The organism is Streptomyces sp. NPDC047081 (assembly GCF_040643775.1).
Classification (GTDB): Bacteria; Actinomycetota; Actinomycetes; order Streptomycetales; family Streptomycetaceae; genus Streptomyces.
Window position 1 is genome coordinate 116,819 of record NZ_JBEYUY010000022.1, and the last position, 15,755, is coordinate 132,573.

Consider the following 15,755-nt stretch of genomic DNA (forward strand, 5'->3'; position numbering starts at 1 on the left):
TGCGGGCATGAGGACGTATGCCGAGGCCGGCCGGCACTGGCGTGCCACCATCACCGCCGCGCAGGCCGGTGACCGGCAGGCGTTGGACGAGCTGGTCGCCGGCTGGCTGCCGCTGGTCTACAACGTCGTCGGCCGCGCCCTGAACGGGCACGCGGACGTAGACGACGTCGTCCAGGAGACCATGCTGCGCGCGGTCGACAACCTCGGTTCGCTGCGCGACCCGGACAGCTTCCGGTCCTGGCTGATGGCGATCGCGATGCGGCAGATACGGGACCGGGCGCGCCGCAGGTCCCCGCAGCAGCTGGACGAGAGCGCGGCCCGCGAGGCCGCCGACTTCGCCGAACTGACCGTGCTGCGGCTCCAGTTGGAGGGCCAGCGGCGCGAGGTCGCGGAGGCGGTGCGCTGGCTGGACGACGAGGACCGGCAGCTGCTGTCGCTGTGGTGGCTGGAGGTCGCGGGGGAGCTGACCCGGCGCGAGCTGGCCGACGCGGTCGGCATCAGCAGGCAGCACGCGGCGGTCCGCGTCCAGCGGATGAAGGAGCGCCTGGAGACCTCGCGCGGGATCGTGCGAGCGCTGGACGGTGCCTGTCCCGGGCTGCGGGAGCTGACCGGCCGCTGGGACGGCCGCCCCGACTCGGTCTGGCGCAAGCGCCTGGCCCGGCACATCAGGGGCTGCGCCTACTGCGGCGACGCGCGCGAGTCCGTCGTACCGGCGGAGCGCCTGCTCGTCGGCATCGCACTGGTCCCGCTCCCCGCCGGCTTCACCCTCTCGCTGGCCCTCGGCTCCAAGACGGCCGCGGCCGCCACCTCCGTCGGCTGGTCCGCGAAGCTGCTCGGCGCCCTGACCAAGCCCGCCGTCGCCGTCACGGCGGGCGCGACGATCGTCGCGGGCGGCGCGTACGTCGTCACCCGCCCCGCCGACACCCCGCCGCCACGCCCCGCGACCACCACCCACAGCCGGGAGGCCGCGACCCCCACGACCTCACCGCCCTCCCCGTCCCCCTCCCCGTCACAGACGCGGAAGACCGAGCTGTACGGCAGTGTCGTCGACGCCGTGGACACGGCACCGGACCCGGACACCCCGCCCGCCGCGCTGCCGCACCGCCCGGAGTCCGGCGTCACCAGCACCGGCGGCGCGCACGCCGTCCTGAACCACCGCGGCGACAGCGTGACCCTCACCGGGCAGGGCTATGTCCTGGTCCGCTGGCAGATCTCCCCGCAGTACCGCTCCGGCAGCCTGGTCCCGCCCTCCTGGACCGGCCTGAAGGGCAAGCTCTTCCACGTGGCCTCGGGCGGCGGCCGCCGCATGGACGACCCGGTCAGCACGACCGACACGACCGCCACGGGCATGGGCAGCAGGACCACGGGTTACGACGTCCTGCCCGCCGGCACCCAGCAGATGTGGCAGAACGAGTACTTCTACCTCGACGGCACGGTCACCCTCACCGTGAACGAACGCGGCGCCGACTACGGCCTCGGCGTCTTCCCGAGCACCTGGGCCGCGGCGGAGAAGGACATCACCACCGGCCCGGCCCAGGGCGTCATCCGCTACGGCCTTGTCCGCGACACGGGCAAGGACGACACCCCGGTACCGCAGTACGTGACGCGGGGGACGCCGTCCGATCCGGCGACCGTGCCCCGACGCTCCCGCGTCTAACCGGCCTTGCGCAGGGCGCACAGCAGGTCGACGCGGTTCGTGGTGATCGAGTCGACTCCCAGGTCGAGGAGGCGGCGCAGCGAGCGGCGGGTGTCGGGGGTCCAGGCCGAGACCAGGTAGCCGGAGCGGTGGACGTGGGCCGTGAGGTCGTGGTCGAGGAGGGAGAAGCGGAAGTTGAGCCAGCGGGGGCGGACCGCTTCGAGGAGTGCGGGGCGGGCGGGGGCCAGGGTGGTGCGGGTCAGGGCGATCTCGGCGGCGGGGTCGGCGCCCCGGACCGCGAGCATCTCCGTGGCGCCCGCGCAGTAGTAGACGCGGTCCTGCGCGCCCGCCTCGCGCACGGCTTCCACCACCCGGCGAGCCGCCTTCACGTCCGCCGTGCCAGGCAGGTCGATCATCAGGCGGCTGCCCTCGGTCGCGGCCAGCGCCTCGGCCAGCGTCGGCACCCCGCCGTCCGTGAGGCCGCGCACCTCGGCCGCCGACAGGGAGGCCAGGGGGCGTTCGTGCCCCCACAGCCGCTCCAGCGTCTCGTCGTGCAGCAGCACCGGGACGCCGTCCCGGGTGAGCCGTACATCGATCTCGACTGCGTCCGCGCCCCGTTCGAGCGCGGACCGCAGCGAGCCGATCGTGTTCTCGCGGACGCGGTAGGGGTCGCCGCGGTGGGCCACGGCGGTCACGTTCTGCATGGCGCCCATTGTGCTGGTGTCAGGGGGCGAGCCAACCCGCGGTGTACGTGTCGATCTCGTCCCGGATCCTGGCCTTGCCGGCCTCGTCGAGGAAGGAGGCGTCGACCGCGTTCTTGGCCAACGCAGCCAAGCCCTGTTCGTCGAGGTCCAGCAGACGCGCGGCGACCGCGTACTCGTTGTTCAGGTCGGTGCCGAACATCGGCGGGTCGTCGGAGTTGATCGTCACCACGATCCCGGCCTTCACGAACTCCTTGACCGGGTGCTCGTCGAGGGTGCGGACCGCGCGGGTGGCGATGTTGGAGGTCGGGCAGACCTCCAGCGGGATCCGCCGCTCGGCCAGGTGCTCAAGGAGCCTCGGGTCCTGGAAGGAGTTCGTGCCGTGCCCGATGCGCTCGGCGCGCAGATGCGTCAGCGCGTCCCACACCGTCTCCGGGCCGGTGGTCTCCCCGGCGTGCGGCACCGAGCGCAGGCCGGCCGCGATCGCCCGGTCGAAGTACGGCTTGAACTGCGGCCGCGGTACGCCGATCTCCGGGCCGCCGAGCCCGAACGAGACGAGTCCTTCGGGCCGGACCTTGTCGTCGGTCGCCAGCCGTGCCGTCCCCTCGGCGGCCTCCAGGCCGGCCTCGCCCGGAATGTCGAAGCACCAGCGCAGCACCGTCCCGAACTCGGCCTCGGCCGCCTTGCGGGCGTCCTCGATCGCGGCCATGAAGGCGAGCTCGTCGATGTTGCGGCGGGTCGAGGACCACGGCGTGATGGTCAGCTCGGCGTAGCGCACCTGCTGGCGGGCCAGGTCCCTCGCGACCTCGTACGTCAGCAGCCGTACGTCCTCCGGGGTGCGGATCAGGTCGACGACGGACAGGTACACCTCGATGAAGTGGGCGAAGTCCGTGAAGGTGAAGTAGTCGACCAGGGCCTCGGGGTCGGTGGGGACCTTGGAGTCGGGGTGGCGGGCGGCCAGTTCCGAGACGATGCGGGGGGAGGCGGAGCCGACGTGGTGGACGTGGAGCTCGGCTTTGGGCAGGCCGGCGATGAAGGCGTGCGGGTCGTGTGCGCGGTGGTCGGTCAAGGTGTCTCCCCGGGTGATCGGCTGATCGGTGAATCTGGGTCATGGTAGGCAGATCGCCTACGGGGGTGGGGGGGGGCTTGGTGGTTGGCGGGTGCGGGTGCGTGGTGGGCTGGTCGCGCCCACGCGGCGGAGCCGCAAATCAGATACAGCCCCGCGCCCCTAAAGAAAGGGCGCTGACCATGGCGCTGGTTCATTGGGCACCGTGCGGATACCGGCCGTGGTTGCGTCTGATCGAGGATTTACCATGGCGTGACTGACGATTGAGGGGGACTGGGACGTGGCGGAGCAGACACAGCCGGGTGAGCAGGATCCGTGGGCGCCGCCGGAGCGGAAGACCTCGTTGGACAAGGGGGCCCAGCCTGCTTCGCAGGATCAGCAGCCCTACTCGCAAGCCCAGTCGCCCGCCTCGCAGCAGCCCGCCGGGCAGCCGCCGTCCATGCACGACCAGGCCACCGTCACCTCCGTACCGTCCGACGGGTTCGCCCCGCCCACCCCCGGCTACGGCTATCCCGGCGCCGCCGCTCCCGGCCACGGCACCCCTCCTTACGGCGCCCCCGGCCCCCAGGGCGGCGGTCCCCAGGGCGGCTGGGCCGAGTCCGCCGTGCCGCCCCCGCCGATGGCTCCCGGTGGGCCCGCTCCCCAGGGGCCCCCGCCGCCCGGCGGATACGGCTACCCCGCCTACCCGCAGGGCTACGGCTGGCCCGGTATGCAGCCGCCCCCGCAGAACGGCATGGGCACCTCGGCGATGGTGCTCGGCATCGTCTCCTGCTGTCTCTTCTGCTTCTACGGCGTCTTCGGTCTCGTCCTCGGCATCCTCGCCGTGATCTTCGGGATCAAGGGCAAGCGGCGGGCCGACCGCGGCGAGGCCACCAACCGCGGCCAGGCGCAGGCCGGCTTCATCACCGGCATCATCGGGATCATCCTGAGCCTCGCCATGATCGCCCTGGTGATCGTCGGGATCGTGCTCGCGATCAACGACAACGACGACAGCTCGGACTACGACCCCTACTACAACTCCGCGCCCAGCGTCTCGGCCCCGCTGCTCGCCGAGAGCTGAGCCCGCGCCTCCATCAGCGCGAACCCCAGCAGGTTCGGCCCCCGCCAGCGCTCCGGATCCGCCGCGGCCTCGTCGTCCGCGGCGAGGCCGATGCCCCACACCCGGTCCACGGGGCTCGCCTCCACCAGCACCCGGTCCCCGGTGTTCAGCAGAAACGCCTTCAGGTCCGGGTGCGCCGCGAACTTGTGCACGCTGCCCTCGACGACGATCCCGAACCGCTCCCGCTCCCATATCGCCTCGTCGAAGCCGCGCACCAGCCGCCCCGCCTTCTTGGCCTGGGAGGGATGCCCCGCGGCCAGCGCGCGCGTCTCCGCCTCCGCGTCGCCGAAGAGCCGCGCTTTCCGTGCCATCATCCAGTGCTCGGCCGTCCCATAGGTCACCCCGTCCACCACGAACGGTGACGGCCACCACTGGCTCAGACAGCTCGGACCGACTTGCCCGTCCGGTCGCGCGCGGTGTCCCCAGAAGTGCAGATACTTGATCCGTGCCCCTTCGCGGACCGCGCTGACCAGCGCTTCCCGCGAGTCGATCTTCCCCGTGATCCTCTCCATGCACGCGAGTCTGGCAGGCACCACTGACACTCCGTCCCCCCTTTTCCACGCTCACTCGACACCTGGTCGACAGATTCCGTCGCGTAACCGAAAGGCAACAACGGAATCACTTGTAGGAGTCCCTTTGCTCTGTCAGGATCGGCACTCAAATCGAGCTGGAGCTACGCCACCCGCCCCCATGGAGCCGCGGGGCGAAGGCGGAGGAGAGCGACATGCAGAACCCGGGCACCGCCACCCCGGAACGATTCCCGGCGCAGGACCGCTTCGCGGACGGCGCGCAGTTCATCGCGGGCCGCCCGACGAAGGGCACCTCGGGCCGCGGCTTCGCGGTCGTCGACCCCGCGACCGGCGAGGACGTCTACACGTACGAGCTGGCCGGCCCGGATGACGTGGACGCGGCCGTCGCCGCCGCCCGTGCGGCCTTTCCCGGCTGGGCGGGCGCCACTCCGGGCGAGCGCTCGGACGCGCTGCACCGGTTCGCCGCCGTGCTCGCCGACCGTGCCGAGGACTTCGCCCGCGCCGAGTCCCTTCAGTGCGGCAAGCCGCTGAAGCTGACGCGCGAGTTCGACGTGCCGGGGACCATCGACAACACCGCCTTCTTCGCGGGTGCCGCCCGGCATCTGCAGGGGCAGTCGGCGGGGGAGTACTCGGGCGACCACACGTCGTACGTCCGCCGTGAGCCCATCGGTGTCGTCGGGTCGATCGCGCCCTGGAACTACCCCCTCCAGATGGCCGCCTGGAAGATCCTCCCGGCGATCGCCGCGGGCAACACCATCGTGCTCAAGCCCGCCGAGCTCACCCCGCTCACCTCACTGCTGTTCGCGCAGGCCGCGACGGACGCGGGCATCCCGGACGGTGTCATCAACATCGTCACGGGCACGGGCAAGGAGGCCGGTGAGCATCTCGTCGGGCATCCCGACGTCGCCATGACCTCCTTCACCGGCTCCACCGCCGTCGGCAAGCGCGTCGCCGAGGTCGCCACCGCGACCGTCAAGCGCCTCCACCTGGAGCTGGGCGGCAAGGCCCCCTTCGTCGTCTTCGACGACGCCGACCTGGAGGCCGCCGTCAACGGCGCGGTCGCCGGCGCGCTCATCAACACCGGCCAGGACTGCACGGCCGCCACGCGCGCGTACGTACAGCGGCCCCTCTATGACGCGTTCGTAGAGAAGACCGCCGCCCTCATGGACACCGTCCGGCTCGGCGACCCCTTCGCCGCGGGCACCGACCTCGGCCCGCTGATCTCGCACGTCCAGCGCGACCGCGTCGCCGGTTTCGTCGAGCGGGCGCGCTCCTACGCGCGCGTGGTGACCGGCGGCGAGGCTCCTCAGGGAGATCTCAAGAACGGCGCGTACTATCGCCCCACCCTGGTCGCGGACGCCGCCCAGGACAGCGAGATCGTGCAGTCCGAGATCTTCGGGCCCGTGCTGGTGGTCCTTCCCTTCGACACCGACGACGAGGGCATCCGGCTCGCCAACGACACCCCGTACGGCCTCGCCGCCTCCGCCTGGAGCCGCGACGTCTTCCGGGCGAACCGCGCCACCCGCGAGATCAAGGCGGGCTGCGTGTGGATCAACGATCACATCCCGATCATCAGCGAGATGCCCCACGGCGGGTACAAGGCGTCCGGCTTCGGCAAGGACATGTCCGCGTACTCGTTCGAGGAGTACACCCAGATCAAGCACGTCATGTTCGACAACACCGCGGTGGCCCGCAAGGACTGGCACCGCACCGTTTTCGGGGACCGATAGAAGCAGTGCAGGCCGCCCGACCCGCGGCCGCCACTCCCGAAAGGGCATCAGCGCATGGAGCAGTACGAGCCCGACCGCCTCTCCCCGGTCGTGGCGGCCGCGATGCGGCGCAGCCTGCAGAAGAGCCGGGCGGCGGCGACATCCCGCCGGTCGTTGTTGCGCGCCTCCGCGGGCGGCGCACTCGCCCTCGGCGGTCTCGCGACGCTGAGCGGCTGCGGCATCCCCGCGGCCGGCAAGACCAGCGGCGGAGTCTCCGCCGACGACCACTCGGCCAAGGAGAAGGTCGTCAACTTCTCCAACTGGCCCGAGTACATCGACGTGGACGACAGCGAGAAGCACCACCCGACGCTGGACGAGTTCCGCAAACGGACCGGCATCACGGTCAAGTACACCGAGGACATCAACGACAACGACGAGTTCTTCGGCAAGATCCAGCCGCAGCTCGCCGCCGGCCAGGACACCGGCCGGGACATCATCGTCCTCACCGACTGGCTGGCCGCCCGGATGATCCGGCTCGGGTACGTCCAGAAACTGGACGCGTCCAACCTGCCGCACGCCTACGCCAACCTCTCGGACCAGTTCCGCAGTCCCGACTGGGACCCGGGCCGTGCCTACTCGTACGTCTGGCAGGGCATCTCCACGGTCGTCGCCTACAACAAGAAGGCGCTCGACGGAGTCGAGGTGAAGTCGGTCTCCGACCTCCTCGACAACCCCAAGCTCAAGGGCCGGGTCGGTTTCCTCACCGAGATGCGCGACACCGTCGGCATGACCATGCTCGACATGGGCAAGGACCCGGCGAAATTCACCGACGACGACTTCGACGCCGTCATCGCCCGCCTCCAGAAGGCCGTCGACAAGGGCCAGATCCGCCGCTTCACCGGCAACGACTACACGTCCGACCTCACCAAGGGCGACTTCGCCGCGTGCGTCGCCTGGGGCGGCGACATCATCCAGCTGCAGGCCGACAACCCGGACGTCGGCTACGTCATTCCGGACAGCGGCTACCTGACGTCGACCGACAACATGCTGATCCCCAACAAGGCCCGTCACAAGACGAACGCCGAACGGCTCATCGACTACTACTACGAGCCCGAGCCGGCCGCCGAACTCGCCGTCTACATCAACTACGTGAGTCCGGTCGCGGACGTGGAGCCCTACCTAGCCAAGATCGACAAGTCGGCGGCGACCAATCCGCTGATCCTTCCCGACAAGGCCATGCAGGCGAAGTCGCACGCCTTCCGCTCGCTGAGCTCGAAGGAAGAGACGGCCTACCAGCAGAAGTTCGCAAAGCTCACAGGGGCGTGACGAGGATGAAGACCACAGACAGCAGCGGCGACGTCCGCCTCTCCGGTATCGGCAAGACCTACGGCTCCTTCACCGCCGTACACCCGCTGGACCTGACCGTCCCGCAGGGCTCCTTCTTCGCCCTGCTCGGCGCGTCCGGCTGCGGCAAGACCACCACCCTGCGGATGATCGCGGGCCTGGAGGAGCCCACCAGCGGCACGGTGTTCCTCGGCGACCAGGAGGTCACCCATCTGCCGCCGTACAAGCGGCCGGTGAACACCGTCTTCCAGTCGTACGCCCTCTTCCCGCACCTCGACATCTTCGAGAACGTCGCCTTCGGTCTGCGCCGGCGCGGCATCAAGTCGGTGAAGAAGCAGGTCGAGGACATGCTGGAGCTGGTCCAGCTCGGCGAGCAGGCGCGCAAGAAGCCGCACCAGCTCTCCGGCGGCCAGCAGCAGCGGGTGGCCGTGGCCCGCGCCCTCATCAACCACCCCAAGGTGTTGCTCCTCGACGAGCCGCTCGGCGCCCTCGACCTCAAGCTGCGCCGTCAGATGCAGCTGGAGCTCAAGCGCATCCAGACCGAGGTCGGCATCACCTTCATCCACGTCACGCACGACCAGGAAGAGGCCATGACCATGGCCGACACGGTCGCCGTGATGAACGCGGGCCGCGTCGAGCAGCTCGGCTCGCCCACCGACCTCTACGAGAACCCGAACACCACCTTCGTCGCCAACTTCCTCGGCACCTCCAACCTGATCGAGGCCGAGGTCGACACCAAGAGCGGCGACGACATCGTCCTCAAGGCGGGCGGCGGCAAGCTGGTGCTGCCCGAGTCCCGATGTTCCGCGCCGACGACGACCGGCGGCAAGGTGCTGGTCGGCGTGCGCCCCGAGAAGATCTCCCTCACCCACGCCGACGACGCGGGCGAGATCCCCGAGAGCCGCAACCGCATCACCGGCAAGATCGCCGACTCCTCCTTCATCGGCGTCTCCACCCAGTACGTCATCGACAGCCCCGTCTGCCCCGAGTTCGAGGTCTACGCCCAGAACATCGACCGGGACGCCCGTCTGGTGCCCGGCGCCGAGGTCGTCCTGCACTGGAACCCGGCGCACACCTTCGGCCTGGACGCGGCGCAGGACATCGACGCCGGCGTCGCCGAGGTCGAGGAGGACGCCGCCTGATGGCCACGCTCAGCGAGGCGCCACCCCTGGCGCCGGTGCCCGAGAAGAAGCCCCCGCGGAAAAGGGGCCGCTGGACGCCGTACCTGCTCCTGCTGCCCGGTCTGCTCTGGCTGATCGTCTTCTTCGCGCTGCCGATGATCTACCAGGCCTCCACGTCCGTGCAGACGGGCTCCCTGGAGGAGGGCTACAAGGTCACCTGGCACTTCGCCACCTACTGGGACGCGCTGTCCGAGTACTGGCCGCAGTTCCTGCGCTCGATCCTGTACGCCGGTGCCGCCACGATCCTGTGCCTGCTGCTCGGCTACCCGCTGGCGTACCTGATCGCCTTCCGCGCGGGACGCTGGCGGAACCTGATCATGATCCTGGTGATCGCGCCGTTCTTCACCAGCTTCCTGATCCGCACGCTCGCCTGGAAGACGATCCTCGCGGACAGCGGCCCGGTGGTCGGCGCCCTCAACTCGCTGCACATCCTGGACCTCACCAACGCCCTGGGCTGGACCTCCGGCGACCGTGTGCTGGCCACGCCACTGGCCGTCGTGTGCGGTCTGACGTACAACTTCCTGCCGTTCATGATCCTGCCGCTCTACACCTCGCTGGAGCGCATCGACGGGCGGCTGCACGAGGCGGCGGGCGATCTGTACGCGAAGCCCTTCACGACCTTCCGCAAGGTCACCTTCCCGCTGTCGATGCCGGGCGTCGTCTCCGGCACGCTGCTCACCTTCATCCCGGCGGCCGGTGACTACGTCAACGCGGAACTCCTCGGCTCGACCGACACCCGCATGATCGGAAACGTCATCCAGACGCAGTTCCTGCGAATCCTGGACTATCCGACGGCCGCGGCTCTGTCCTTCATCCTCATGGCCGCGATTCTGCTCATGGTCACCATCTACATCCGCCGGGCCGGGACGGAGGATCTGGTCTAAATGCCTTTCGTCAACTGGCTCAAGCGCCATCTCGTCGTGATCGCGGGACTGATCACACTCGGATATCTGCTGCTGCCGAACGTCGTCGTCACGGTGTTCTCCTTCAACAAACCGAAGGGGCGCTTCAACTACGAATGGCAGCAGTTCTCCACGGACGCCTGGAAGGACCCGTGCGGGGTCGCCGACATGTGCGGCTCGCTGTCGATCAGCCTCCAGATCGCCTTCTGGGCGACGGTCGGCGCGACCGTCCTCGGCACGATGATCGCCTTCGCCCTGGTGCGCTACCGCTTCCGCGCCCGCGGCTCCGTGAACTCGCTGATCTTCCTGCCGATGGCCATGCCCGAGGTGGTCATGGCGGCCTCGCTGCTCACCCTGTTCCTCAACCTGGGTGCTCAGTTGGGTTTCTGGACGATCCTGATCGCGCACATCATGTTCTGCCTCAGCTTCGTCGTCGTCGCCGTCAAGGCGCGCGTGATGTCGATGGACCCCCGCCTGGAGCAGGCCGCCCAGGACCTCTACGCCGGCCCCGTGCAGACCTTCCTGCGGGTCACCCTGCCCATCGCGGCCCCCGGAATCGCCGCGGGCGCGCTGCTCTCCTTCGCGCTCTCCTTCGACGATTTCATCATCACCAATTTCAACGCGGGCTCGACCGTCACCTTCCCCATGTTCGTCTGGGGTTCGGCACAGCGCGGAACACCCGTTCAGATCAATGTCATCGGTACGGCCATGTTCCTGGTCGCCGTACTGTTGGTGCTTTCCTCGATGGTCATCAGCAATCGCCGCAACCGGCAGAAGGCATAACCGCACAGCCCTGGTAGGGAGTTGAAATCATGGCCCCAAGCGCCATGAGTCGTGGCAACAACTGGACGAAGTCCCTTTCCGAAGCGCAGCCGGTCCCGTACTGGCTCGAAGACCCCGGCAAGCCCCACCCCGAGCCCGCGCTCACCGGCGCCGAGACCTGCGACCTGCTGGTCGTCGGCGGCGGCTACAGCGGACTGTGGACCGCGCTCATCGCCAAGGAGCGCGATCCGCAGCGGGATGTCGTCCTGCTGGAAGGCCATGAGGTGGGCTGGGCCGCCTCCGGCCGCAACGGCGGCTTCTGCGCCGCCTCCCTCACCCACGGCCTGCCCAACGGCCTGACCCGCTGGCCGGACGAGATCCACAAGCTCGAGGAGCTGGGCGCCCGCAACCTCGACGAGATCGAGAAGGCGGTCGCCCGGCACGACCTCGACTGCGACTTCGAGCGCACCGGCGAGATCGACGTGGCCACCGAGACGTACCAGGCCTGGGAACTGCGGGACTGGTACGAGGAGATGGAGCGCGAGGGCCTCGCCGAGGGCGTGGAGTTCCTGGACGCCGAAGCGGTACGGGAACAAGTCGACTCACCGACGTTCCAGGCGGGTCTGTGGGACCGCAGGGGCGTCGCCATGCTCAACCCCGCCAAGCTCGCCTGGGGCCTCAAGCGCGCCTGCCTCAGGCTCGGCGTCCGCGTCTACGAGCACACCCCCGCCCTCACCCTGAAGACCTACGGCGCAGGCATGGCCGTACGCACCCCGTACGGCTCGGTCCGCGCCCGCAAGGTCGCGCTCGGCACCAACATCTTCCCCAACCTGGTCAAGCGGGTGCGCGCGTACACCGTCCCGGTCTACGACTACGCCCTGATGACCGAGCCGCTGAGCGCGGACCAGCTCTCCTCGATCGGCTGGAAGAACCGCCAGGGCCTCGGGGACTCGGCGAACCAGTTCCACTACTTCCGGCTGTCCGCCGACAACCGGATCCTGTGGGGCGGTTACGACGCCATCTACCCGTACGGCGGCCGGGTGCGCCGTGAGTACGACGACCGGCCGGAGACGTACGCCAAGCTCGCCGGGCACTTCTTCGGCTGCTTCCCGCAGCTGGAGGGCGTCCGCTTCACGCACGCGTGGGGCGGCGCGATCGACACCTGCTCGCGCTTCTCGGCGTTCTTCGGCACCGCCCACCAGGGCAGGGTGGCGTACGCCGCCGGGTACACGGGCCTCGGCGTCGGCGCCACCCGCTTCGGAGCCGACGTCATGCTCGACCTGCTGTCCGGCGAGGAGACCGAGCGCACCGCGCTCGAAATGGTCCGCAAGAAGCCGCTGCCGTTCCCGCCGGAGCCCTTCGCCTGGACCGGCATCGCGCTCACCAAGTGGTCACTGGCCCGCGCCGACGCGCACGGCGGCCGGCGCAACCTGTGGCTGCGGACCATGGACAAGCTGGGCCTCGGCTTCGACAGCTGAGACCGGCGCACGAGTCGGATGTGATCCAGTTCACTCGCAATTGGTTCTGCAAACCCGCGTAATGCCCGCCGGAGACCTCCCTCTCCCTCGTGACGCGACTCGCGTCGACGAGAGAGAGGGAGGACTTCACATGACTGGGGCGAGGACGGCAGTCGAGTGGCTGGCATCGGTAGCTCCCGATCCCGAGGCCTGTCGCTGGGAGTGGGAACGCAATCCCCTGGGGGTCGCGCTGCTGCCCGCGGGCAAGGCCTGGGACGTGCTCATCCTGCCCGCCGACCTCGGCTATCCGACGCTCGACGTGCTCACCCGGGTGATCGACCAACCCGGCCCGGTGCTGGTCGACTTCGGGGACGCGCGGATGGGCTTCTTCGTGCCGCCCGGCACGGCCGCGCGCTGGCTCGGCACGGGCATCCGCACGGCCGGGGCCGGCACCTGGATCGTCGTGCCGTACCCGGGCCGCTCCACCGGCGGGGTCCGCTGGCTGGTCCCGCCGGACGGCTCCGGCACCCTCACCGACCCGGCGCTCCTCGAACTGGCCATGCACGAGGCGGCGGCGGGCCTGGCCATGGAGGAGGGGGACGAGAGGTCTTGACAACCCGGATTGGTCTGGACCAAGTTGAGTGCGCTCCACCCCTCCAATTCCCCCATGCCCGGAGGTACTTGTGGACCGCCCAAGACGCACCAGACCCGTCCTCGCCGCGCTCACGGCCGTACTCCTGGCCGTGCCCGGCATCACCGCGCTCTCGTCGGCCGCCCGTGCGGCCGACGCGGACCTGGCGCGGAACGGAGGCTTCGAGTCCGGCCTCGACGGCTGGAGCTGCACAGCCGGTACGACCGTCAACTCACCTGTGCACAGCGGCAGTTCGGCGCTGCAGGCGACCCCGGCCGGCAGCGACAACGCCCAGTGCGCGCAGACGGTGACCGTGAAACCGGACGCGCAGTACACACTGTCCGGCTATGTCCGCGGCTCGTACGTCTACCTCGGGGCGAGCGGCACCGGCACCACGGATGTGTCGACCTGGACCCAGTCGGCCCCGGACTGGCAGCAGTTGACGACCACTTTCCGCACCGGCGCGTCCACGACCAAGGTCACCATCTACACCCACGGCTGGTACGGCACCGGCGCCTACTACGCCGACGACGTCTCCCTGACCGGCCCCGGCGTCGACCCGGGCCAGCCACCGGCCGCCCCCACCGGCCTCAAGACCGGCACGGTCACCTCGTCCAGCGTCGCCCTGTCCTGGACGGCCGTACCGGGCGCGACGAGCTACGCCGTCTACCGCGACGGCACCAAGGTCCAGACGGCGAGCGGCACTTCGGCCACCGTGAGCGGCCTGTCCCCGTCGACGGCGTACGGCTTCCAGGTCACCGCGGTGAACGACGCCGGTGAGTCCGCGAAGTCGGCCGCGGTGACGGCCACCACGACCGCCGGGTCCACCGGGTCGTCGGACCTGCCCACGCACGCCCTGGTCGGCTACCTCCACGCGAGCTTCGCCAACGGCTCCGGGTACACGCGCCTGGCCGACGTCCCCGACAGCTGGGACGTCATCGACCTGGCCTTCGGCGAGCCGACCTCCACCACCTCGGGGGACATCCGCTTCAACCGCTGCCCGGTGTCGGAGTGCCCGAACGTCGAGTCCGACGCCGACTTCAAGGCGGCGGTCAAGGCCAGGCAGGCGGCCGGCAAGAAGGTGCTGATCTCCATCGGCGGCGCCAATGGCCAGGTCCAGCTGACCACGACCGCGGCCCGGGACACCTTCGTGTCGTCGGTCTCGTCCATCATCGACACCTACGGCCTCGATGGCCTGGACATCGACTTCGAGGGCCACTCGCTCTCCCTGAACGCCGACGACACGGACTTCAAGAACCCGAAGACCCCGGTGATCGTGAACCTGATCTCGGCGCTGAAGACCCTGAAGGCCCGGTACGGCAGCAAGTTCGTGCTCTCCATGGCGCCGGAGACCTTCTTCGTGCAGATGGGCTACCAGTACTACGGCACCGGCAAGTGGGGCGGCCAGGACCCGCGCTGCGGCGCCTACCTCCCGGTGATCTACGCCCTCCGCGACGACCTCACCCTGCTCCACGTCCAGGACTACAACTCGGGCCCGATCATGGGCCTCGACAACCAGTACCACTCCATGGGCGGCGCCGACTTCCACATCGCCATGACCGACATGCTGCTCACCGGCTTCCCGGTCGCGGGCGACGCGAACAACGTCTTCCCGCCACTGCGCCCGGACCAGGTGGCGATCGGCATGCCGGCCTCGACGAACGCGGGGAACGGTTACGTGGCCCCGGCCGAGGTCGTGAAAACCCTGGACTGCCTGACGAAGAAGTCGAACTGCGGCTCGTACGGCACCCATGGCACCTGGCCCGCCCTGCGCGGCCTGATGACCTGGTCGGTCAACTGGGACCGCTACTCGAACTGGGAGTTCCAGCGGACGTTCGACGGCTACTTCGGCTGAGGAACATCCAGAGGAGGGTGAGCAGCACCGTGCACAGACACCAGCTGGCCACCACGTCCAGGGGCCAGTGGTAGCCGCGGCGGACCAGACCGAAGCCGACGGCGAAGTTGACGACGGCGCAGGTGATGAGGAGCTCGCGGCGGGCGTACGTGCTGCTCAGCCAGGGGAGGAGGAGCATGGTCGCCGCGCCGTACGCGATGGAGGCCGTCGCGGTGTGGCCGGAGGGGTAGTAGCCGGTGCCCGGTGGTACGGCCGGGGTGCCCGGGCGGTCGACCAGGATCTTGAGCGGCACGATCAGCGCCGGGACCAGCGCCATCAGGACGGCGGCCGCGAGCGGCGGCAGCCACCAGCGGGGCCTCCCGGCGCCACGGCCGCGCCAGGCGACGTACAGGAGGACGAGGACGAGCACCGGTACCGCGATCTGGACGTTGCCGAGGTCGGCGAGGAGTTCGGAGAAGCGGTCCGGGTGGACGAGGGCCCGGCTGACCCGCTCGTCGACACGCAGAAGCAGGCCGTCGGAGACGACCTGCCAGGTGATCAGCGCGAAGAGGAGGGCGGGAAGCCCGAGGAGGAGGAAGGAGGCCGGCCGCCCCGGAACAGGGGGGGTAGTTCCGAGGCGGCCGATCAGATCGGATCGACGCCCGTCCCGGGGGGTTTGGGGCGGGCGACTGTCCGATCGGTGAGGAGATCCGGAGCCGGAAGCTCCGGGTGTGTGCGCGAGGGCACGACCAGGTCGTAGCTGGGGAGGCCACGGCCTGAAATCGCCCACAGTCCCCTGTGGGCGGGGTGTATCTCTCATCTGGGTAGAACCTACGGCAGGGGGTGGCCGGAAGACAGGCGGAATCGCGTCCCGTCATGCACCTCGCACACGTTCTTCACACG

The 15,755-nt window shown here is 69.8% G+C and carries 14 protein-coding genes; 10 read left to right on the plus strand and 4 right to left on the minus strand.

The annotated features are described in order from the left end of the window. Nucleotides 1-7: 7 nt before the first annotated feature. Nucleotides 8-1,657 (plus strand): sigma-70 family RNA polymerase sigma factor, encoded by a 1,650-nt coding sequence (locus tag ABZ848_RS33985; protein ID WP_360838131.1) that lies wholly within the window; start codon nt 8-10, stop codon nt 1,655-1,657. On the opposite strand, the gene ABZ848_RS33990 is transcribed toward ABZ848_RS33985, so the two are convergent. Together ABZ848_RS33990 and ABZ848_RS33995 are read right to left on the minus strand one after the other, a co-directional pair. Further along, nucleotides 1,654-2,340: a glycerophosphodiester phosphodiesterase gene (locus tag ABZ848_RS33990; RefSeq protein ID WP_360838133.1), complete on the minus strand. Its 687-nt coding sequence runs from the start codon at nt 2,338-2,340 to the stop codon at nt 1,654-1,656. The genes ABZ848_RS33985 and ABZ848_RS33990 overlap by 4 nt on opposite strands. A gap of 19 nt (nt 2,341-2,359) precedes the next feature. Beyond that, nucleotides 2,360-3,406, minus strand: a complete 1,047-nt coding sequence (locus ABZ848_RS33995) for an adenosine deaminase (protein WP_360838134.1) — start codon at nt 3,404-3,406, stop codon at nt 2,360-2,362. Nucleotides 3,407-3,683: 277 nt separating this feature from the next. Here ABZ848_RS33995 and ABZ848_RS34000 point away from each other — a divergent pair, with 277 nt between their 5' ends. Beyond that, nucleotides 3,684-4,463 carry a DUF4190 domain-containing protein gene (locus ABZ848_RS34000; protein ID WP_360838135.1) on the plus strand — a complete coding sequence of 260 codons (780 nt, stop codon included), beginning with the start codon at nt 3,684-3,686 and terminating at the stop codon, nt 4,461-4,463. Here the strand turns inward: ABZ848_RS34000 and ABZ848_RS34005 are convergent. Further along, complete coding sequence (locus ABZ848_RS34005; protein ID WP_360838136.1) at nt 4,415-5,014, minus strand: NADAR family protein; 600 nt, start codon at nt 5,012-5,014, stop codon at nt 4,415-4,417. The two genes, ABZ848_RS34000 and ABZ848_RS34005, sit on opposite strands and share 49 nt — an antisense overlap. 212 nt (nt 5,015-5,226) lie before the next feature. On the opposite strand from ABZ848_RS34005, the gene ABZ848_RS34010 reads away from it, so the two are divergent. The 8 genes from ABZ848_RS34010 to ABZ848_RS34045 all read left to right on the plus strand — a co-directional run bounded on the left by ABZ848_RS34010 (nt 5,227) and on the right by ABZ848_RS34045 (nt 14,873). Then, the gene (locus ABZ848_RS34010) at nt 5,227-6,762 is read left to right on the plus strand and encodes a gamma-aminobutyraldehyde dehydrogenase (RefSeq protein WP_360838138.1); all 1,536 of its coding nucleotides are present in this window, start codon (nt 5,227-5,229) and stop codon (nt 6,760-6,762) included. A gap of 54 nt (nt 6,763-6,816) precedes the next feature. Beyond that, entirely contained in the window at nt 6,817-8,067 is a 1,251-nt protein-coding gene (locus tag ABZ848_RS34015; RefSeq protein ID WP_360838140.1) for a spermidine/putrescine ABC transporter substrate-binding protein, read from the plus strand. Continuing rightward, nucleotides 8,064-9,227, plus strand: a complete 1,164-nt coding sequence (locus ABZ848_RS34020) for an ABC transporter ATP-binding protein (RefSeq protein WP_360838142.1) — start codon at nt 8,064-8,066, stop codon at nt 9,225-9,227. The genes ABZ848_RS34015 and ABZ848_RS34020 overlap by 4 nt, the downstream gene beginning before the upstream one ends. Further along, nucleotides 9,227-10,150, plus strand: a complete 924-nt coding sequence (locus tag ABZ848_RS34025) for an ABC transporter permease (RefSeq protein WP_360838143.1) — start codon at nt 9,227-9,229, stop codon at nt 10,148-10,150. Before ABZ848_RS34020 ends, ABZ848_RS34025 begins: the two co-directional genes overlap by 1 nt. Then, entirely contained in the window at nt 10,151-10,951 is an 801-nt protein-coding gene (locus ABZ848_RS34030; protein WP_360838145.1) for an ABC transporter permease, read from the plus strand. Between the two features lie 29 nt (nt 10,952-10,980). Next, nucleotides 10,981-12,408 (plus strand): FAD-dependent oxidoreductase, encoded by a 1,428-nt coding sequence (locus ABZ848_RS34035; RefSeq protein ID WP_360838147.1) that lies wholly within the window; start codon nt 10,981-10,983, stop codon nt 12,406-12,408. Nucleotides 12,409-12,538: 130 nt separating this feature from the next. Next, nucleotides 12,539-13,000 (plus strand): hypothetical protein, encoded by a 462-nt coding sequence (locus ABZ848_RS34040; protein ID WP_360838149.1) that lies wholly within the window; start codon nt 12,539-12,541, stop codon nt 12,998-13,000. Between the two features lie 70 nt (nt 13,001-13,070). After that, complete coding sequence (locus ABZ848_RS34045; RefSeq protein ID WP_360838151.1) at nt 13,071-14,873, plus strand: glycoside hydrolase family 18 protein; 1,803 nt, start codon at nt 13,071-13,073, stop codon at nt 14,871-14,873. On the opposite strand, the gene ABZ848_RS34050 is transcribed toward ABZ848_RS34045, so the two are convergent. Further along, nucleotides 14,812-15,642, minus strand: coding sequence for a phosphatase PAP2 family protein (locus tag ABZ848_RS34050; protein WP_360838153.1), 831 nt, complete (start codon nt 15,640-15,642; stop codon nt 14,812-14,814). The two genes, ABZ848_RS34045 and ABZ848_RS34050, sit on opposite strands and share 62 nt — an antisense overlap. Between the last annotated feature and the right edge of the window lie 113 nt (nt 15,643-15,755).